The sequence below is a fragment of the Nibrella viscosa genome (genome assembly GCF_039541875.1).
Classification (GTDB): Bacteria; Bacteroidota; Bacteroidia; order Cytophagales; family Spirosomataceae; genus Nibrella; species Nibrella viscosa.
In genome coordinates this window covers 215983-236321 of record NZ_BAABHB010000004.1, presented here as the reverse complement: position 1 = coordinate 236321, position 20339 = coordinate 215983, and the positions used below count along the sequence as shown (strand labels likewise).

The following is a 20339-nucleotide window of genomic DNA, read 5'->3' as shown; positions in this document are numbered from 1 at the left end:
GATACGTTTATCTATCCTGCTGGTTATTGAATGTGTGGGAACGATTAAGTAAATTTCGCCAAAGCGCTAACGAATGACCGTTATCAGTAATAGGAATACATCGCCCCAAAAGTTGAAAGCTACCTTGGGGAATACGCAACCCGCTCAGAAGAACCTGCGCAACTTTGTAGGCAAACTACAGCCTGGTCTGGACGAATTAACCTCTCAAACAGCGATTCGGAATGGAGGTAAGCTTCTGCTGTTCTTGCTCCTTGTTGCCTCTTCCCTTTCTGCCCAGCCCCTGCGGCTGTTGCCGCAAAACCCGCACTATTTTCAGTTCAAAGGCAAACCGACCGTACTGGTGGGGTCAGGTGAGCATTACGGAGCGGTAATTAATCAGGACTTCGACTATAAAACCTACCTGCAAACGCTGGGGCGCGATGGGCTGAATATAACCCGAGTGTTTACCGGCGCGTATTTTGAGAAGCAGGGGGCATTTGGCATTGCCAAAAACACCCTGGCTCCGAGCCCGGATCGCCTTATCCTGCCCTGGAGCCGGAGTACCCAGCCGGGTTTTGCCCTGGGCGGCAATAAGTTTGACCTGAACAGATGGAATGATGCGTACTTCACCCGTTTGAAGGATTTCATGCGGGAAGCTGAGCGCAATAATGTCGTGGTGGAGATTACGCTGTTTTCATCGTACTACGGTGCCGGCTGGGCGCACTCGCCGTTCAACCGGGATAATAACATCAGCTACACCGACGACATCAACCCACTGGATGTGAACACACCCAACAACGGCAATATCCTGGCGTTTCAGGAGGAATACGTCAGGAAGATTGTGCGGGAACTGAATGGCTTTGATAACTTGTATTATGAAATTCAGAACGAGCCCTGGGCCGACCTGAAAGATACGGTGCTGACGCTGAACGAGTATTTTCCGGCCGAAGATATGAAAACCGGTCAATGGCGGGCCGCCCTGGAAGTAGTGGCTCAGCGGGCCAACGACTGGCAACGGCGCGTGGCCGAATGGATTACGGAGGAAGAGGCCAAACTCCCGAAAAAGCACCTCATTTCGCAAAACATCGGCAACTTCCGGTACCCCATTACCGACCCGGATCCAAACGTTTCTATTTTCAACTTCCATTATGCCCATCCCGAAGCCGTAACTATGAACTACCACCTCAATAAGGTCATCGGCTTCAACGAAACAGGCTTTGCCGGCTCAAACGATCATACTTACCGACGTCAGGCCTGGCGGTTTATGCTGGCCGGCGGGGGCCTGTTCAACCACCTCGATTACTCGTTTTCGGTTGGGGCGGAGCAGGGGCAGGATACAGCCTATCAGGCACCCGGCGGAGGCAGTCCGCGCCTGCGGCAGCACTTCGCCTTGCTGAAGCAGTTCCTGGAGTCGCTCGACCTGCCACGGCTCAGGCCGGACGCATCGCTTGTGAAAGCGGCACCCGGCCTGATGCATACCCAAACGTTAACCAACCAAACCAATCAGTTTATCGTCTACGCCGAAAGCGTAAGCCCCCGAACAACGGAGCTGGTTCTTACCCTGCCCAGGGGCACCTACACGGCGCAGTGGATGGATACCGCTACGGGACAGATCGAGCAGGTCGAAAACTTTACCCACGGCCATGGCGAGAAGCGGGTAACCTTCCCCAAACCGCTGGCCGATATGGTGTTACGCATTCAGAAGCAGTAGCCGCTTACAGCTTCTCCAATTGCGCCTTTGTCCAGGTATTGTTTGGTTCCAGCGCCAGCGCCTTCTGGAAGTACTCTTTAGCCAGGTCTTTGCGGCCCATCTGCCGGTACAGATCACCGGCAATGTTCAGCGGCCAGCCTTCTTTGGTCAGGTGAGCAGCCGCCAGTTGCGCCAGGGCCAGAGCATCTTCTTGCCGCTTCAATTGGCTGAGTGCATCGATGAGGCCGATCCAGTCGCGCTGACCGGGTGCCTTTCCCTGTTGCAGCGCCAGGGCCAGTTCCTCTTTCACGGCCGCAAAGCCCCGCCGGTCAATCGCGTCCAGCAACAGACTGGAAGTGTATGGCTTCGGCCCTTTCCAGGTGCCGGTATATACCAGATCAAGCATGGCCTTCGTGATGTCGCGAACATTAGTGCGGTTGTTCGCCATGACCACCACAATGAAGCCAGCAACGGGTACAATCCGGAAATCTGTGGAGAACCCATGCCCGCCCCCGCTGTGGCCAACGGTCATTCGGTCGTAACGTGTTTCCACATTCCAGCCGTACCCATAGTTATGGGGAGCCGGCACATGCTGGGTCCAGATTGGTCCGGTTACGGCTGCCGGCTGTTTCAGCAGCCACTTACCAAACTGCCACATATCGGCTACGTTCGATTGCATACCGCCGTCGGAGAAGGGCGGAAACTCATCCTCAGTAGCATTAACTAAACTCTTTTGCGAGAACACATAATACGGCACCGCTTCGGCCGGGGCATTAAACGTAGCCGGGTAATGCAGGTACGAATTCCGGATACCGGCCGGTTTGAAGATGTACGTCTGTAAAGCCTCCGGATACGACAGACCGGTTACCTTTTCGATCAGCTTGCCCAGCACCACAAATCCGGAGTTGGAGTACTCGTACCGCTCGCCCGGCTGGAAACTCAACGGCATACTGGTCACCAGGGGCATGGCATCATTAATGGATTTCAGGTTGCGCCGTTTGGCTTCAAAATCCGGGTGCTCCATGTAGTTGTTGGTACCGCCCGTATGCGTCAGCAGATGATGAATAGTCAGGTTATCGGGCAGATTCGGACTGCTGAATTCCGGAAAATAGTGCCGGAAGCGTTGCTGCAGGTCAATTTTCCCGTGCGAAGCCAGCAGCGAAACCAACGCCCCTGTATAGGTTTTACCCACCGAAGCGATATTGAAGTTCGTAGTCGGCTGGTTGGCAATGCCTTTCTCCCGGTCGGCCAGGCCATAGGCTTTGTGGTATAGCAGTTGGTCACCTTTGGCCAGCAGCACCGTACCCGAAAACTGGCGGTTCTGCATAAACTGTTGAACAATGGAATCGATGCGGGGGCTAAGATTCTGCTGAGCCATAGCAGGCAAGGCCAGCATAGTCAGGCTCGTGACGGCAGCAATAATTTGTCTCATGGCTATGGTGTGTTAAAAAGTTAGTGAATCCTTATTGTCCGACGCGGCCCTGCTCATCCTCTACGCTGGTCCGGCGCTGGCGGGCCGATTTGATGTTGCGATTCCCGAAGTTGTAGGTAAATGTGGCCCGGACCACCCGCGTCTCACCCGTGCTGATGAAGCGCAGATTCAGGTTGCTGTAGTCGATTACGCCCCGGAACTTCTGCGTGAAAAAGATGTCGTTGACGTTGACCCGCAGGTTGGCTTTTTTATCCCAGAAGCTCTTTTGCACCCCCATGTTCACGGCATAGATACTCATCGGCTTCAGAATACCGTAAACGCCGGGCGAGTTGTAAAAACCGGACAGTTCGGCCGTAAACCCGTTGGGCAGCACAAAGCTGTGGTTCATGGTCAGGTTAGCGGCAAAGCGGCTGTAGTCGAGTTTCTGGTTCAGGTACTCGGCATTGTACTTGTTATAGAACAGGTCGATGCTCTGGCGCATGGTCCACCATTTGGTGATGGTCACAGGGAAGCCGATGCTTAGGCTGTAATTGTGCAGCGTATTCAGGTTAATGACGCTCTGCCGGGTCACTTTGGTCTCATCGTTCTGCTCCGGCATGTATGTAATCACATCCAGGGTGCGGTTATAGCCCACGCTAATGTTAGTGGCCCCTTTGTAGGTATACGCAGCCTGGAGCGCGTTGGTGTACTGCGGCTGCAGAAACGGGTTACCCTGGCTATAGGTGTAGGGGTCCATGATATAGATGAACGGGTTCAGATCCTGGTAGCTCGGCCGATCGATCCGGCGGCTGTAGGAGTAGCGCAGCTGGTGCTCTTTGCTGATGTTCTGCGTCACGAAAGCGCTCGGGAACAGGTTGGTATAGCTCCGGTCTACCACCTTGTTCATGGTAACCGAATTACCGACCGAATGGGTATGCTCCATCCGGAGGCCGCCCTGTACCGACCATTTCCCCCAGTCTTTGCTGCCGTTCAGGTAAGCCGCGTGGATGGTTTCCTTGTACACGAACTGGTTGGTCCGGTTCGGATCGATCTGCCAGTTGCCGGCTGTCTGCTGCTCAAATTTCACATCGTTGTCGGTGGTCACGAAGCTGCTTTTCCAGCCGGCTTCCAGTTTAGCGCCTTTCCCCAGCGGGTGTACATAATCCAGCTTACCGGCCCGGATACTTACCTCCGACTGGGTGGTATTCCGCTGGAGCAGCGCCGGAGCCGTTTCTTCGTTTAACGCGTTGAACGTCCGGGTAATCATGTTATCGCGGGGATTGATGTTGACCCGCGAGTAGTCCAGATCCATCGTCAGCTCTTTACCGTTACCGTCAAACGTATGCTTGTAATTGGCGTTACCCGCCAGCCGCTGCATGGTTCGCCTGGAGGCATTAACCAACGTAAGCAGGCTTTGCAGGACGCTATTGGCATCGTACAGGTAGTTGTCGTTGTTGATCTGCGCCCGGTTGGCGTTTATCATACCGTTCAGCATGAACCCGAAGGTATTCTTTTTACCCAGAAAGTAGTCAGCACCGGTTTTAAAGGTATGGCCCCCGAATTCGCTGGGCCGGTAGCCTTTGTTCCGCACCGAGTTGCCTTCTTTGAAGTACCGGTACGCATCGACCGTACCGAAGCCTTCGCGGTAGTCGTAGTTGTAGTTGCCGAACAGCGCCCAATTGCCCTGCCGGTGGTTGAGCGTCAGGCCGGCATTGGCTTTCGGGAAGCGGCCGTAGCCGCCACCCAGTGAGGCACTACCGTTCGTGCCGTCCTGATTAGTGCCCCGCTTCATTTTGATGTTGATAATCCCGGAGTTGCCGGCGGCATCGTACCTGGCCGAGGGGTTGGTGATTATCTCGATGCTTTGAATGCTGTAGCTGGGCGTGTTGCGCAGCAGATTGGCTACTTCAGCCGCCGACAGAAACGTTGGTTTGCCATCGATCATAATCAGCACGCCATCGCGGCCTTTCAGGCTGATGCGGTCGTTTTGTGAATCGACCAGTACGCCGGGCGCTTTTTCCAGCACCTCCAGCGCATTGCCGCCACTGGCTACGATGCTGTTTTCGACGTTCACCACTGTTTTATCCGCCAATTGCTCAATAAAGGGCTTCTTGGCCGTTACCTTCACTTCGCTTAGCGTCTTAGCGTCTTCCTGGGTAACCAGACTCGGTACGGTAACCGTCGGGTGATCGGCATCGATGGTAAAAGCGGCCGAAAACACCTTCTGATACCCCACCAGCGAGGTAGCCACCCGGTACGAGCCGGCCGCTACATTCTCGAGGATGTACCGCCCGGCGGCATCACTGATAGCCCCTTTGACCAGCGTCGAGTCTTTGGTCCGCACCAGCAGCATGGTAACAAACTCCAGCGGCTTACCGGCTGCGTCGCGCACTTCACCGGAGACAGTTCCGGTAACGGCTGTTTGGGAAAACGCCGGACCCGCGACCAGTCCGATGCTGATCAGGAGCATCAGACTGGCGCAGCCGTTCATTGCCTTACGTGTCATGATGTGGATAGATGTGAAAAACGTTTTCATGTACTTTGAGGTGTGGATAGTGCTGATTCGTTGTGTTTTTGACTGATGCAAAGTTGGCCGTTAACGCCACGCGCATCAATCGCATAAGCATGTGAAATCAGGACCGGGTAACGAGCGGGTCTGGACGAGTGGGCGTTGCACACTACGGATACCGTTTGTGGAGGGATTTTTCCACTCGTCCGTATAAGGGGGGCAAACGGGGTAGGTACTGGTATGGAAATCGCCCCTGCCTATGTAATTTAGGCGGGCCTGCTGCCCAAAACGATTTATACAGGGCCGGCCGAATCACATGATTATGCTATTGCTGTCTTTTCTATGAAGCTATTCGCTACGCTCTGTCTTGTTTTTACTACCCTGCTGGCCGTTGCGCAACCTCGGGTGGCAGCCTTCGTCTCCGCCGAACGAGCCTTCGCGCAGAAAGCCCTGGAAACAACTACCAAAACGGCTTTTCTGACCTACATGGCCGATTCAGCCATTGTCTTTGTCAATGGCAAACCAGCGCCGGCCAAACCGTACTGGGAACAGGCTCCCGAATCACCGGCCAAACTCATCTGGGGGCCGGCGGTTGCCGATGCGTCCCGCTCCGGTGATATGGGCTACACCACCGGGCCCTGGTACGTGGAGGTCGACGGCAAGCGGGTGGCACACGGCCATTATAACACGGTCTGGAGCACCCAGCGCCCCGACAACCGCCTGCGCTTTCTGATTGATGCAGGCGTGCAGCACCCGGCCCCGTCCAACGAACGTATACCCGACAGCGTACTCCTGACGGCCATCAAGAGTCAGGCATCCTCCGACAAGATCAATGATTTGCTCCGGCTTGAACTTCAACTGGCCGATCAGATCCTGGCTCGGGGTGCCGCTCCTGCCTATCTGCCCTATCTCAGTCAGGAAGCCCGGCTGTACCGGCCTAATCAGTTCCCCTTTGTATCGGCCCCGGCCATTCGGCAGCTTTTGCTGACAGAATTACCCTTACGTTTCAAACCCATCGATGGTCAGGTTGCGTTGTCGGGTGATTTAGGCTATGTGTACGGCCTCTACCAATCCGGGCAGAGCCGCGAGGGCGGCTACCTGCGTATCTGGAAGCACGAGATCGGAAACGGCTGGCGGCTGGTGCTGGAAGTGCTGAACGAAACGTCGAAAACGCCGTAAACTGCCCTTGTGACGCTCTGCGTAAAATTATTAACCGGACCGACTATCCTTCCGGCGCCTTATAATTTTACCAATCGCAAGTTGCGCTTTCATGGATAATCATATAAAAAGCGACGGCAAGACACCTAAGCCGGCGGTAGACTACCGGTGTCGAGTCGGTCAACACGCTTATCTCCGACCTGGTACACCCCACCATTGAGATTGCGAACGTAATTTCGTCGGTGGCCAAAGGCGACCTCTCGCAGGAAATGCCGCAGCAAATTGGCGCCCCTATTATACAGGGTGAGTTTGCCCAGATTGCCCGCGAGATAAACGGCATGGTAAAGCAGCTCAACTCGTTCTCCATTGAGGTAACCCGCATAGCCCGCGAGGTAGGAACGAAAGGGAAACTGGGCGGGCAGGCCAAAGTGCAGGGGGTAGCCGGTACCTGGAAAGACCTCACCGACTCGGTAAACATGATGGCCTCCAACCTGACCAATCAGGTGCAGGGGGGGGCCTGACCTGTAACATCCGGGTTGATGCCAAAGGCGAGGTGGAAGCACTGAAGGATACCATCAAGATGATTGCCAACCTTCGCACCACCACCCTGCTTAACTAGGAGCAGGACTGGCTGAAATCGAACCTGGCCAAATTTACCAAGATGCTCCAGGGGCAGAAAGACCTGAATACGGTAACCCGCCGGATTCTGTCCGAACTGGCGCAGGTCGTAAACGCCCAGCAGGGGATGTTCTACATCCTGAAACAGGACGAAGACCTCCGGAACAAAAAGCTGAAGCTGGTGTCGGCCTATGCCTACGGGGCCGATGTGGCTATGAACAAAGAATTTGCGCTGATCGTGCTGAACACCATCGAGACCAACTCCCGGACCGAGGAACTGCTGGCCCAGTCGCAATCCCTGACCGAGAAGCTCCGGCGCACCAGCGAAGAACGCCAGGACAAAGCTCCGCTGCTGGTAAAGCAGAAAGACGAGGTAGAAGCCAAGAACAAGGCGGTGGAAGAAGCCCGGCGGTTGCTGGAAGAAAAAGCCGGGCAGTTGCAGCTTACCTCCAAGTACAAGTCGGAGTTCCTGGCCAATATGTCGCACGAGTTGCGGACTCCGCTCAATTCGCTGCTCATTCTGGCGCAGCAGCTTTACGAGAACCACGACGGCAACCTGAGCGAAAAGCAGGTGCGCTACGCCAGAACCATCCACAGTTGCGGAGACGACCTGATCCAGCTGATCAACGACATCCTCGACCTGTCGAAGATCGAATCCGGCTACATCTCCACCGACTTCGGCAAGGTGCGCTTCCGCGAGATTATTAGCTTTGTGAAGACCACCTTCAAGCACATCTCCGACGCCAGGAACCTGCGTTTCAGCATCAACCTCGACGAGCGGGTGCCGGAGAACCTGGAGACTGATGCGCAGCGGCTCAACCAGATCCTCAAAAACCTGCTGTCCAACGCCTTTAAGTTTACCGAAAAAGGAGAAGTCCGGCTGACCATCTACGAAGCCGGCCGCAACTGGAAAGCCGGCAATCATACACTGGACAAAGCCGACCGCGTGGTTGCCTTTGCAATCAAAGACACTGGCATTGGTATCTCCAAAGACAAGCAGAACATCATTTTTGAGGTTTTCCTGCAGGCCGAAGGCTCTACCAGCCGAAAATATGGCGGCACGGGTCTGGGGCTTTCCATCAGCCGCGGCCTGACCGAACCGCTGGGCGGCACCATTGAGCTGCATAGCGAGCCGGGCCGGGGCAGCACCTTTACCCTCTTCCTGCCGCTACACTACAATCCGGCGCACACCAAACCGGAGGCCAGGTCCATTACCCTCAGCGAGTACCAACTGGCGCAGGGCGACGACAATACCCCGCTGCAATCGGTGCCGACGGTGAAGCTGCCGGAGCGGGATCTGGACCACATCAGCGAGAACGGCGACGACCGCAGCAGTATCGCACCCGGCGACCGGCTGGTGCTTATCGTGGAAGACGACGTGCGATTTGCCCGCATCATGATCGAGAAGGCGCACGAGAAAGACCTGATGGCCGTGGTGGCTCCCTCGTTCGGCGAAGTCCTGAACCTGGTCAACAGCTACAAGCCGGTAGCCGTAACGCTGGATGTAAAACTGCCCGATGCCAGCGGCTGGCGTATACTGGACCTGTTCAAAAACGGCCTTAATTTCCGCCATATTCCGGTACACCTGATCTCGGGTGAAGAAAACCGGATGCTGGCCATGCAGCCCGGTGCCTGTAGCTTCCTGCAGAAGCCCCTGAAAAACAAAGCCCTCGACATCCGGGCATCGGCTTATCTATCTGCAAAAAGATCATCAACAAGCACAACGGTATGAGCAAAGCCGAGAGCCGGCCCAACGAGGGCGCTACCTTTATTATCACGCTGCCGGAAGCCGTGGCCGAAACGACCTGATGGTGAAATGAATACGGCAACTCCCCTATTTTCCCTTGTGATAAACTTTACTTGAATAAAGCAAAAATTAAACCCAGTATTGTATAATTCCTGCCGGGACTGTCTTTCCGGCTTTTTATGTATATTCCGGTTTTTACGCTGTAAATTATAGAGCCCGTGTCACCTACTGCTGAAATCAAATCCGCCAAACTGCTTTTTACCCACCTGCCGGACTTCGCAGCGTTTATCATCAACCAACATCTGGACGCCTTCGTCAGAGAACAGATCCGGCGGTTGCGGCTATTGAACAACCGGCTGTTAACTTATTTTGAAACCATGCCGGAAGAAGAGCTGGTTGCGTTCTCCAAACTGACTACGGGCCAGTTTCTGCAATATTTTGCCGAGAACCGGGCCACCGATCAGATCCGGGATGCCACTGAGCAGTGGGTTTCAAACCAGCTTCCGGTCATCAATCAGAACCAGATCGTAGCCGACGATATTACGCAGATCAACTATGTCCGGAAGCAGACGCTCTACAAATTTCTGCCGCTCTACACTACCGATCTGGCCACCTCGCTGGCCATTATCAGTGAGTTTGATGAATACATAATGGAGTCGGAGGTTCAGTCGTTCCAGACGTTGTTCAACCTCCAGCAGCGGCAGATCAACGAGCATCTGCACTTCATTGAGCGTATCACCAACACCTCACCGGGTATCATTTTTGTGTTCGACCTGCTGGAGCGAAAAGAGGTCTACACCAACGAAAACCTGGAGAAGATTCTGGGCATCACCCACGACGAACTGCACCAGATGAATGGTGAGCTGGTGGCAAAGCTCCTTCACCCCGACGATCTGGCGCGGGGCATCGAACACGCCCAGGTACTGGCCGATGCCAAAGACGGGGAGGTGTACTCGTTTGAGTTTCGGGTAAAGGACCGGCATGGCCGCTACCGCTGGATGCGCAATTACGAGACCGTTTTCCGGCGCAATGAGCAGCAGCGTCCGGCTCAGGTGATCGGCATTGCATTTGATATTGACCACGAAAAAGAAACCGCCCAGCAACTGGCCTATCGCGAACAGCAACTGCTGGAAGCCCAGGAGCTGGCCGAACTGGGCAGCTTTGAATGGAATCTGCACACCATGAAGACCACCTATACCCCCCAGGTGCTGAAGATTCTGAACATGCAGGATGGCGAGGGACTGAGCAGCTTTCTGGCGAAAATTCACCCCGACGATCAGGAACAGGTACAGCAGGCCATCGAAAAAGCCGTTAAAAATCAGGGGCGGTACGATAGCGAATACCGTTACCTGACCGACAAAGGTGAACGGATTATCTGGTCGCGGGGCAATATCGCCATTGAACACGGTGTACCGGTAATGAAAGGCACCCTGATGAACGTCACAGAACGCCATCGCATGGTGCAGCAACTACAGCAAAGCGAAGCGCTCTTTAAACAGGCTCAGGCCCTTACGCACATCGGAAACTGGACCTGGGACGTGGCCGCCAACGATGTCAGCTGGTCCGATGAGATGTACCGGATCTTCGGACTGGAACCGCAATCGGAACGCATAAACTTCGAGCGTTTTCTGGAGCTTGTTCATCCGGACGACCGTGATCTGGCCTACCAGCACATAAAACAATCGCTGGAGACCGGCCAGCCCAACGATTTTTACCACCGGGTTCTGATTTCCGACGGTACGCTAAAGGTACTCCACGCTAAAGGCGAAGTGGTGCTGGATAAAACCGGGCAAATAATCCGGATGGTGGGTACCGGGCAGGATGTCACGCTCCAGAAAACTACGGAGAAAAACCTGCTGGAAAAGCAGAACTTCATCCAGAAAATTGCCGACGCCACACCCTCCATTATCGCGTCGTATAACCTCCATACCGGCAAATACACCTTTGTGAGCCAGGGGCTGGAAAAACTGCTGGGCTATGATCCGCAGGAAGTGCTAAACTCGGATGTGCGCTTCTTTGCCAACCTCATCCACCCGGATGATGCCGCCCTGATTATGGAGAAAAATGCCGAAGCCCTGAAAGAAGCCAACCAAACGGGTGCCAACGATCTGATTGTTGAGTTTACCTACCGGATGCGGCACCGCAACGGCGACTACCGCTGGTTTCATACCTACGGCACTATTTTCGACCGCAACCCGGAAGGGCAGGTGGAGCATGTGCTCAATATCTCCCTGGACGTGACCGAAACCATAGAAGCCGAGCAGCGTATCAAAGAGCAGGAGCTGTTTATCGAGCATATCGCCGATGCCTCACCCGCCATGCTGTACCTGTATGATCTGACCAAACAGCAGGTGGTGTACGTCAACAAGGAGATTACATCCGTGCTGGGCTATACCGCCGACGAGATTCTCGACATGGGCGACTCGTTCCGGTCGGTACTGTACCACCCCGACGATGCCGGTAAAGTACCCGACCTCCGGCACCCTATCGACAGTAAAGGCGGGCGAAACAATAGGTACCAGTACGAATGCCGCATGAGGCACAAAGAACTGGGCTGGCGCTGGATGCTCGTGCGGGAAATAGTGTTTAAGAAAGACCCAGCAGGCAGGGTTCAGCAGGTGCTGGGGGCCGCCCTCGACATTTCGGAGCAGAAAGATATGGAGCGGAACCTGTTCCAGAAAACGCTGCAGCTCCAGCAGTCCAACGCCAGCCTGAAAGAGTTTGCCTACATTGCCAGTCACGACCTGAAAGAGCCGCTCCGCAAGATCTCGACCTTCGGCGACCGGCTGATGGTGACCCAGTATGACAACCTCAGCACCGACGGGCAGGCCGCGCTCTCTAAAATTATCGATTCATCGCAGCGAATGCAGTTGATGATCAACGATATTCTGTCCGTATCCATGATTGCGGGGGATGTATCGTTTCAGCCCTACAGCCTGCAAACTATTCTGAAAGAGGTGTTGCAGACGCTCGAACACCGGATTGACGCACAGCATGCCGTAGTAGAGTCCGACAAACTGCCGGTGGGCAACATAGTACCCTCGCAGTTCCGGCAGCTATTCCAGAACCTGCTGAGCAACTCGCTGAAATTTGCCCGGGAAGGCGTACCGCCGAAAGTTCACATCTCCTGCACCTACCTCAGCGCCGAAGAAGTAGGTCAGTTCAATATGCCGAGGGCCAGGCGCTACATCCAGCTCACCTTCACCGATAACGGGATTGGGTTCGACAACCGCTTTGCGGGTAAGATCTTCGCCATTTTCCAGCGGCTGCACAACAAGAAGGACTACGAAGGCACCGGCATTGGCCTGGCCATCTGCAAGAAGATCGTTGAGAACCACGGTGGTGTTATCTTTGCCTCCGGCATTCCCAACCAGGGGTGTACCTTTACCATCATCTTACCCGATTAGTAACCCCGGCCCGGGGTACAGAAAAAAACAAAACCCGCTGTCAGGGACGGCGGGTTGTCTGATTTACTCAACGTTATGAAAACTATCTATGTTTCTGGTTACGGCAGGTTTTCGACAAACCTGAGTTGCTTATGGGCAACGGCTAAATGAACATAACAAAGGTACAGCCTGCCGGGGTACACTACATTGAGATTGCATTAAAAATACTTGCTGCTGCGTTAAAATCAACTAAAAAGCGGAGTCACTTATTCTTGACGGCCAGGCGGATTCTCACTTTTTTTGTATCCTACGCAGATCCTGTTTAATTTAGCCGGTAAACTGGCTGGTTGGCAAACGAAAAGCTCCGGTTCAGGCGTTATCTAACTCAAAACCGTTCAATACGTATGAAAAAGACATTTTGGCTGCCGATGGTGTTGATGTGGTTAATGGTTGGTATTGGTATTAGCCAGGTGGCAGCCGGCGATGACAAGAAAAAAAATGACGAAGACGCCGGTATTCAGTTTACCGAAGCCTCGTGGGCTGCGATCCTGAAGAAAGCCAAAGCCGAGAAAAAGGTGATCTTTCTGGATGCCTACGCCAGTTGGTGCGGTCCCTGCAAGCTGCTCCAGAAGAATGTTTTCACCAAAAAAGAAGTAGGTGATTACTTCAACCGGCAGTTTATCAACGTAAAGATGGATATGGAGAAAGGCGAAGGCCCTTCTGTTGCCCAGATGTATCCGCTTGAAGCCTATCCGACCCTGTTCTTCATCGATGGCAACGGCCGCGTCCTGAAGAAAGTCATCGGCTACCGGTCTCCTCAGGAACTACTCTCTATTGGCAAAGGGGTAAAGGCCCCAGCCCTGTAAGCGCCCGATACCGGATCAGAAAGCCTCGCCCACAGCGGGGCTTTTTGGGTTATTACCGCATCAGCCGCCATTTTACGGCAGCATACAGCCCGGCAAGCGTCAGCAGCACGCCGGTCGCTACCGCAAGCTGGGTCGCGGGCGGCTCTGCCAGCGCCCGGATCACGGCCGCATTGATCAGCAGTTGCGCGGCCGCGTACAAACCCGAGACCCGCAGGTGCGGCCACCGGAGCCGGTGAACCAGCAGTTGGAACAGATGCAGCCGGTGCGCCTGAAAAATATTTTGCCCCAGCCACAGCCGGTGCACGATCGTCAGCACACTATCAACCCCATACACCCCCAGCAGCAGAATCAGCAGGTAGTTCTGCCGGGCCATAATGGCCGTGTACAACAGAAACAGAATCAGCAGGGCCATAGATACGCTGCCCACATCCCCGGCAAAACAAACAGCCCTCCGCCGGGCGTTGAACCAGGTAAAGACCAGCAGCCCGATCAGGGTAAACCCAAACAAAGCCTGGTTATCAGGGGTCCGTTGTATATACCAGAGGGTGCCCACCGTGACCAGGCTGTACAGGGCCGTGATTCCGTTGATACCGTCCATGAAATTATACGCGTTCAGAATACCCACGCCCACAATCAGCACCGGCAGGTACACCCAGCCGGCGACCGGCCACACGCCCGTTTGCCAGAGCATCAGCCAAACGCCCAGACACTGCCCCAACAACCGGTACCGGTTGGGCAGGGTGTACAGATCGTCCAGAAAGCTGATGAGCGTGACCACCGTAAGACCGGCAAAAAAGAACGGATGCGCAAACTGACTATACACAAACGCGCCGAGGGCCGCAAACCAGAACAGCACCCCTCCCCCCCGAATCGGCAGGTCGGTATGGGAACTCCGCTCGTTGGGCTTATCAACAATACCCAGCCGACTGGCCAGCCGCAGGTAGGCCAGCTCAATGCCAAAAAGTAGGGTGGTCAGCAGAAAATACGCCGTTAGGGTCATACGAAAAACGAAAGTACCGGGCGCGGCTGCCAGTTCAGCCGCTGCCGGGCCTGCTCATCACTAAAGGTAAGAGAACTGGTAAGCTTAGCCAGCGCCACCGAATCAAACGGAAACACCCGGCCGGCCACGGCATTGATGCCGTCACCTACGGTAGCAATTATCCGGGCCACCGCCGGGGGCATGGTGGGCATATAGCGCCGGCCATATTGGCGGGCAATGGCATCTTCCAGCTCCCGCACGGTAGGATGATAGCCGTCTGTCAGGTTATAGATGCCCCCGGTCTGGGCTACGCGGGGAATGATAGCCGCCACATCGTCGGCCAGAACCATGCTCCGGCGGGCCAGGCCCGAACCGATGCGCAGGTAATACCCGCGCCGGATGGCGTTCGTCAGCGCGGCCAGGTTGCCCTGTGGCTGCCCGGCCACCACCAGCGGCAGCCGGAGAATGGCCGGGCAGACACCTGTGCGGGCACCCCAGTCCAGCACCGCCTGCTCGGCCCGAATCTTGCTCAGCCCGTAGGGATCAGTTGCCGCCAGCGGGGTTTGTTCGTCCAGACCGTCGCCCGCAGACCGGCCATACACCAGCACCGTACTGATATAGACAAAGGCCGTGGGTAATGGGCGTTGCGCCAGGGCGGAGAGCAGGTTTTTCGTACCCTGCACATTCAGCCGCTCGTACTCGGTCCGTTCCTGAGCGGTGCGCGGCACAGCATGCGCTTTGCCGGCCACATGCACAACCCAATCGAAACGGAGCGGCTCCAGTTGGGGAATAGTGCCTGCCAGATCACAGCCGATGTGCCGCTCTCCAACCGGCCGGCGTCCCAGCGTGGTAACGGGCTGAGCTGCGGCCAGTACCTCATATATACGCCGGCCCAGAAAGCCGGAAGCACCCGTGAGCAGAATACTCATACCGGCAAAGGGGTTACGGGTACCGGTTCGGCCGTCGGCCGGCCATTGGCCGTTTGCAAAATCTGCCGGGCCATCTGCTGCACAATAGTCTTGCGCTGAAACGTCGCTACAAAAGCTGCCCGACTAGCGTTGGTCACCGGCATCTGCCGGAGCTGCCGCACCAGACCATCGGCATCACCCGGGGTAAACAGCAGGCAATTATCGACGTACTGCGTCAGAAACCGACCGGCATACCCCGCCACCCCGGCCACAATGGGTTTGTCGGTGGACGCGTATTCAAACAGTTTCGACGGCAGCACCTTTTCCAGGGCTTTAAGGTCGTTCAGGTGGAGAAACAGGTAGTCGGCCTGCTGGTACAGTTGCCGCAGTTCCGTACGGTCCACCGGCTTACGAACCTCCACATTGGTTACCTGAGCCTGGTCAATAGCCGCCAGGAGTTTGGCTTTGGCCCCGCCATCGCCTACGATCACAAACCGGTACCCGCTCCCCAGTTGCCGGGCCGCCTGGGGAATGATCTTGTGCAGCCCCTGCCCTTCGCCGATATTGCCGGCATACAGGAGCGTGCGGGGACCCGCCCGGTGCTTCGGCGTACTGACCGGCGTATCGAGAAACTCGTCGTCGATGCCGTTGGTAAAAAAACTGTAAGTGGCCTGCGAATAAGGGCTGAAGTACGTCCGGAACCCTTCTGAGACCAGGTTGATATGGCGGGCATACCCGAAGGTGAAGCGCTCTACCAGATACAGCAACGGATTAAGGCCCAGTCGGATCATCGGTTTTTTCAGCATTTCCAGAATCGTTTCGCGGAAAATATCCCGGATGTCCAGAAAAAGAGGCAACTGCCGCCGGCGAGCCAGGTAAGCGCCCAGAAAGGCCGTGAACAGGCGCGACGACGAGGCCACGACCACATCATACTGCTTATTACGGGTGAGCCGCAGGGCTGCGCGGTAATAGGCGGCAAACGAGCGGATCTGATCGGTGAGGCCGCTGGCGTGGAGGGGAACCGTTACCCGGTCGATCGTAAGGTTACCCCGCTGCTCGTGCGGGGGAGCGGCCACCTGAAACGTCTGGTACCGGTTGGGCTGAGTTGTCACCACATGAATATGGTCGTCGGCGGAGAGTAGCGCCGATAACTCCTCGACCAGGGGCGTATTCCGGAACGAGCCGGCACACAGATCCGGTTTAAAATAAAACGTCAGATACAGTATATTCATCCAGTTACGGTAATTGTTGTTGTGAGCAGGTTCCGGAAAGAAACCCTCAGGCACTGCGCGGGACGCCGGCGGTTGAAGCCGTCGGCTATCTCGTAGGGTTCTACGCTCGTTTCTTCCAACCCATCTCCCCCGAAGTTAATCAATACCGGCCCGACCCGATAATAATTTTCGTGTGCGGTTACGGCCACATCCGGATGCAGGTGCAGCCGCGCTACACCGGTGGCCGCTGCCCCAACCCGGCGGGTGGCAATCAGCCGGTCGGTAATGAGCAGCCGTCCGGGCTCGACCTGCCAGGTTCGTTCGTGTAGCACCCCCAGCCGGGCGTACCCGTCGTGCCGGACCCGCAGGCTATGGGGTGATTCTTCTGGCCGGCTCACCCTGGCCCGACGTGCTACCCGAAAGCCGCTCCAGACCTCGGAGGAGTTCCGGCCCGCCACGTCGACTGTATTGTGGGCGGCCGTGCTGCGTTCCAGACTCCGCTGCTGATCTATCTGGTAAGTAGAGGTACCCAAATCTACAATAATAGGCTGGTTATTTACATACAGCACAAACGAAAATGTATCGGCATGGGCGTGCCCCGGCTGATGGTCGGGTCCGATAGCGCCGGCATTGGCAACCAGCTCAATTTCTCCCAGATTGATTTTCCGAAAGCCACTTTCCCGCAGTGGCAACGCAAGGGGTATGACTCCTGCCTGCCCGGCTTTTTGCCGGAGTTGCCGCGTTGCCGGCGCTATGCCGGGTGCGGCATCGTTAAAATAAGGAATGTCGCCATTGGCAAAGGTGATGGCATTCAGCCAGCCCAGCATCCGGGCTGTCGTTCCGGCCAGTTGAGCGGTCAGTTCCGGGGTTTGGTGCCAGTTGTCGCCCCGGAGCAGCACATAGGCGTCCAGCAGCCGGTCGAGCAGCAGCTGGTGGTACATAGGACTGCGCTCGTAATGCCCTCCATCGGGCAGTACCTGTTCGGTCAGTTGGCTTTGCAGCAGCCGGATAGCGGCCCGCAACCAGGAACGCTCCCGGAAATAAACCGCCCCGGTCAATAAAGCCAGTCCGTTTTCCAGCAGGTGATTGGCACCCAGGTGATATTCCGGCCGGCTCCGCAACAAGGCCACCTGCGCGTACAGATGAGCGTGAATGGCCGCATCCCGAATGGCATGGCGGCTCAGAAACGCTATCCAGTTCAGAATACGCAGCGAGGTGGGATACGGCTCCAGCCCAGCTGTCAGCCGGTTGGTCTGCCGGATAAAATCCCGGATGAGTGCCAGGCCCTGTTGCGGCTGCAGGCCGGGCTGGTTCAGGTAGTCAAAGTAATTGAGGTTATACGTCCAGAGTTTACCGTGAGCGGCATAGTTCCAGTCGATCTCTTCCGGAAAGGAGACCGACTGATGAAGAAAGGTAAACGTACGGTCCTGAAGCGCTACCGGTTTGCCGGCTGCCGGCGCGGCTACCGGATAACCAATAACCGGCTCCGGCGCGATCGACAGGTGAGGGCGTGGCCGGAGCCGGTTGAGCACCTGATACAGAAGCTGGCGCGGCTTTAGGTACCGCACCGTATGCCAGATCAGGCTAACCCTGCTCATGACTCACCGGATTGCCGGCCACCGGGGTGCCGGCCACCGGGGTGCCGGCCGGCTCTACCCTGCTTACGCGTACCTCCACCCAGCGGCCTTCGCGGAGGCTGTCCAGCGCGGCCAGCGTGGCCTGGGTGGTATTGATCAGGTCGGCCAGGGGAATCAGGGGTTCTCCACCCCGGCGGATCTGCGCCACCAGCCGCCGGAACTGTTCGGTATGGCCCTTGTCCTGCCCTGTCCTCAGTCGGGAGAAGTTTGCAAAGCCATACCCCCTCAGCGTCCGGAAATTATCCAGCACCAGCGTCCGCTCCTGCGCGTATACTTCCAGCCGCTCTTTGGCGTAGGCTTTGCTGCCGTTGGCGAAATAATTGACTACGCCCGTAGCGCCGTTTTCGTAGCGCAGCAGCAGCGAGGCCGAGTCGGTGGTTTCGGAGGGCTGCTGCCCCATAGCGTTCAGGCAAACCGCCACCACGCGGCTGCCGGTCAGGTATGTAATCAGATCAATGTAATGGCAGGCTTCCCCCAGCAGGCGCCCTCCGCCCACGGCCCGGTCGTGTACCCACGAGCCGGCGGGTATCGCCCCCGCGTTCATGGTAGCCACGATGTTCATGGGCACCTCGCCGGCGCGATCGCCACCCAGCAGGGCCTTCATGCGCTGCACGTGGGGCGAAAACCGGCGGTTGAACCCCACCAGCACGGTTTTGCCGCTCGCCTGCTGAGCCTCAATGATCGGCGGCAGTTCGTTAGCGAAGAGGCAGAGCGGCTTTTCGACAAACACATGCTTTCCCGCCCGCAGCGCGTCTACCGTTAGCCGGGCGTGCAGGTTGTGGCGGGTCGTAATCACCACCAGATCAATATCCGGGTCGGTCAGAATCTCCCTATAATCGGTGGTACTCACGGCAATATTGTGTTTCCGGGCCAGCAGCGTACCCGTCAGTCCTCCGGCGCTGGCAATGGTTTTCAGGTGCGCCCCGGCGGCCTGCAAAGCCGGCAGCAGGGTGGCCCCGGCAAAGTTACCAGCGCCAATAATGCCTACAACGCCCTTGGCTCCCTCATACCGGGTCTCGCGCAGCGTCACCGCCGACTGCACCGGCTCTTCCACCGGATACCGCAGCAGGGACGCAATAGCCCTGGAGCGGCTAATCTGCCCATAAATGGTCTGGTACTCCGCCAGCGGCACCACTTCGCTGATGAAGGGCTTTACGTCCAGTTGCCCCGTCGAGAGCAGGTACAGAATAGTCTGGAAATTCCGGTTCTCGGTCCAGCGCACAAACGGCAGGGGATAGTCGTGGCCCTGCTGCTCGTAAACCTCGTCGTACCGGCCGGGTCCGTAGGAGCAGGACACCTGAAACGTCAGCTCTTTTTCGTAAAACTCCGCCCGGCTCAGGTTCAGGCCGACCACCCCCACCAGCACGATGCGCCCGCGCTTGCGGCTCATGCGGGCGGCCTGCGAGATCAGATCATCGGTGTCTGCCGACGCGGTAATGATCACGCCATCGGCCCCGATGGCGTTGGTGAGCGCCGTCACCGCCGTTACGGGATCGGTACCTACGGCGGGGTTCAGCGTCAGAATGCCTTTCTGCCGGGCCAGGGCCAGCTTCTGTTCGTCAATATCGAGGCCAATGACCCGGCAGCCGTTCAGCCGGAGCAGATCGGCCGTCAGCAGGCCAATCAGGCCGAGGCCCACCACCACCACCGTCTCGCCCAGCGTCGGGTTTAGCAGCCGGATACCCTGCAGGCCAATCGCCCCGATAACGGTAAAGGCCGCTTCGTCGTCGCTCACCCCATCCGGTACCCGCACTACCAGGCTACGCGGCACGCTCACAACCTCGGCATGGGGACCGTTGGACGCCACCCGGTCGCCGATAGCCAGATCGGTAATGCCCTCGCCTACAGCCAGCACTTCGCCCATGTTGCAGTACCCCAGCGGGAGCGGCTGCTCCAGTTTCCGAAAAACGGCCTCCAGCGTGGGAATCAGGCCATCCGTCCGGATCTTATCCAGCACCTGCTTTACTTTGTCGGGCTGCCGGCGGGCCTTGGCAATCAGGCTGGCGCGACCAAACTCCACCAGCATCCGCTCGGTACCCAGCGATACCAGGCTCCGGCGCGTCCGGATCAGCACCTGCCCCCGCCGAACCTGCGGAGCCGGCACTTCTTCCAGGATTGTCTGCCCGTTTTTGAGATTTTGCACAAGTTGTTTCATAGGAGAGGGAGTTGTTACTCTTCTCATCCTACAAATGTACGCACACAACCAATGCCATTTCCTGCGAACTTTGTGCGTATCTTTG

At 56.7% G+C, this 20339-nt stretch carries 14 protein-coding genes; 7 read left to right on the top strand and 7 right to left on the bottom strand.

Annotated features, from left to right (window positions below):
- Positions 1–112: 112 nt before the first annotated feature.
- On the top strand, positions 113–1690 hold the full coding sequence (locus ABD931_RS12695; protein WP_345267617.1) for a hypothetical protein: 1578 nt from the start codon (positions 113–115) through the stop codon (positions 1688–1690).
- 4 nt (positions 1691–1694) lie between these two features.
- On the opposite strand, the gene ABD931_RS12690 is transcribed toward ABD931_RS12695, so the two are convergent.
- Entirely contained in the window at positions 1695–3101 is a 1407-nt protein-coding gene (locus ABD931_RS12690) for a serine hydrolase (RefSeq protein ID WP_345267615.1), read from the bottom strand.
- Positions 3102–3132: 31 nt separating this feature from the next.
- Positions 3133–5586, bottom strand: a complete 2454-nt coding sequence (locus ABD931_RS12685; RefSeq protein WP_345267613.1) for a TonB-dependent receptor domain-containing protein — start codon at positions 5584–5586, stop codon at positions 3133–3135.
- A gap of 345 nt (positions 5587–5931) precedes the next feature.
- Here ABD931_RS12685 and ABD931_RS12680 point away from each other — a divergent pair, with 345 nt between their 5' ends.
- The 6 genes from ABD931_RS12680 (at position 5932) to ABD931_RS12655 (ending at position 13364) form a co-directional block, all read left to right on the top strand.
- The gene (locus tag ABD931_RS12680) at positions 5932–6768 is read left to right on the top strand and encodes a Cif family virulence factor (protein WP_345267611.1); all 837 of its coding nucleotides are present in this window, start codon (positions 5932–5934) and stop codon (positions 6766–6768) included.
- 170 nt (positions 6769–6938) lie between these two features.
- Entirely contained in the window at positions 6939–7268 is a 330-nt protein-coding gene (locus ABD931_RS12675) for a HAMP domain-containing protein (protein WP_440590445.1), read from the top strand.
- A gap of 140 nt (positions 7269–7408) precedes the next feature.
- On the top strand, positions 7409–9097 hold the full coding sequence (locus ABD931_RS12670) for an ATP-binding response regulator (RefSeq protein WP_345267609.1): 1689 nt from the start codon (positions 7409–7411) through the stop codon (positions 9095–9097).
- Positions 9049–9174, top strand: coding sequence for an ATP-binding protein (locus ABD931_RS12665; RefSeq protein WP_345268009.1), 126 nt, complete (start codon positions 9049–9051; stop codon positions 9172–9174). Before ABD931_RS12670 ends, ABD931_RS12665 begins: the two co-directional genes overlap by 49 nt.
- A 156-nt stretch (positions 9175–9330) precedes the next feature.
- Entirely contained in the window at positions 9331–12519 is a 3189-nt protein-coding gene (locus ABD931_RS12660) for a PAS domain-containing sensor histidine kinase (protein WP_345267607.1), read from the top strand.
- 383 nt (positions 12520–12902) lie between these two features.
- The gene (locus tag ABD931_RS12655) at positions 12903–13364 is read left to right on the top strand and encodes a thioredoxin family protein (RefSeq protein WP_345267605.1); all 462 of its coding nucleotides are present in this window, start codon (positions 12903–12905) and stop codon (positions 13362–13364) included.
- A 52-nt stretch (positions 13365–13416) separates the two neighbouring features.
- Here the strand turns inward: ABD931_RS12655 and ABD931_RS12650 are convergent, their stop codons facing one another.
- Genes ABD931_RS12650 through ABD931_RS12630 form a run of 5 tightly spaced genes read right to left on the bottom strand, consistent with a single transcriptional unit; the run spans position 13417 to position 20254 of the window.
- The gene (locus tag ABD931_RS12650; protein ID WP_345267603.1) at positions 13417–14364 is read right to left on the bottom strand and encodes an MraY family glycosyltransferase; all 948 of its coding nucleotides are present in this window, start codon (positions 14362–14364) and stop codon (positions 13417–13419) included.
- Entirely contained in the window at positions 14361–15272 is a 912-nt protein-coding gene (locus tag ABD931_RS12645; RefSeq protein ID WP_345267601.1) for an NAD-dependent epimerase/dehydratase family protein, read from the bottom strand. Before ABD931_RS12645 ends, ABD931_RS12650 begins: the two co-directional genes overlap by 4 nt.
- Entirely contained in the window at positions 15269–16483 is a 1215-nt protein-coding gene (locus ABD931_RS12640; protein WP_345267599.1) for a glycosyltransferase family 4 protein, read from the bottom strand. The genes ABD931_RS12645 and ABD931_RS12640 overlap by 4 nt, the downstream gene beginning before the upstream one ends.
- The gene (locus ABD931_RS12635; RefSeq protein ID WP_345267597.1) at positions 16480–18060 is read right to left on the bottom strand and encodes a heparinase II/III family protein; all 1581 of its coding nucleotides are present in this window, start codon (positions 18058–18060) and stop codon (positions 16480–16482) included. Before ABD931_RS12635 ends, ABD931_RS12640 begins: the two co-directional genes overlap by 4 nt.
- Positions 18047–20254, bottom strand: a complete 2208-nt coding sequence (locus ABD931_RS12630; RefSeq protein WP_345267594.1) for a bi-domain-containing oxidoreductase — start codon at positions 20252–20254, stop codon at positions 18047–18049. Before ABD931_RS12630 ends, ABD931_RS12635 begins: the two co-directional genes overlap by 14 nt.
- Positions 20255–20339 lie beyond the last annotated feature (85 nt).

Bases quoted from the DNA above. Each gene is read 5' to 3' on its own strand.
- ABD931_RS12690 (WP_345267615.1), bottom strand. From the start codon at position 3,101: ATGAGACAAATTATTGCTGCCGTCACGAGCCTGACTATGCTGGCCTTG.
- ABD931_RS12685 (WP_345267613.1), bottom strand. From the start codon at position 5,586: ATGACACGTAAGGCAATGAACGGCTGCGCCAGTCTGATGCTCCTGATC.
- ABD931_RS12680 (WP_345267611.1), top strand. From the start codon at position 5,932: ATGAAGCTATTCGCTACGCTCTGTCTTGTTTTTACTACCCTGCTGGCC.
- ABD931_RS12670 (WP_345267609.1), top strand. From the start codon at position 7,409: ATGCTCCAGGGGCAGAAAGACCTGAATACGGTAACCCGCCGGATTCTG.
- ABD931_RS12655 (WP_345267605.1), top strand. From the start codon at position 12,903: ATGAAAAAGACATTTTGGCTGCCGATGGTGTTGATGTGGTTAATGGTT.
- ABD931_RS12650 (WP_345267603.1), bottom strand. From the start codon at position 14,364: ATGACCCTAACGGCGTATTTTCTGCTGACCACCCTACTTTTTGGCATT.
- ABD931_RS12645 (WP_345267601.1), bottom strand. From the start codon at position 15,272: ATGAGTATTCTGCTCACGGGTGCTTCCGGCTTTCTGGGCCGGCGTATA.
- ABD931_RS12640 (WP_345267599.1), bottom strand. From the start codon at position 16,483: ATGAATATACTGTATCTGACGTTTTATTTTAAACCGGATCTGTGTGCC.
- ABD931_RS12635 (WP_345267597.1), bottom strand. From the start codon at position 18,060: ATGAGCAGGGTTAGCCTGATCTGGCATACGGTGCGGTACCTAAAGCCG.
- ABD931_RS12630 (WP_345267594.1), bottom strand. From the start codon at position 20,254: ATGAAACAACTTGTGCAAAATCTCAAAAACGGGCAGACAATCCTGGAA.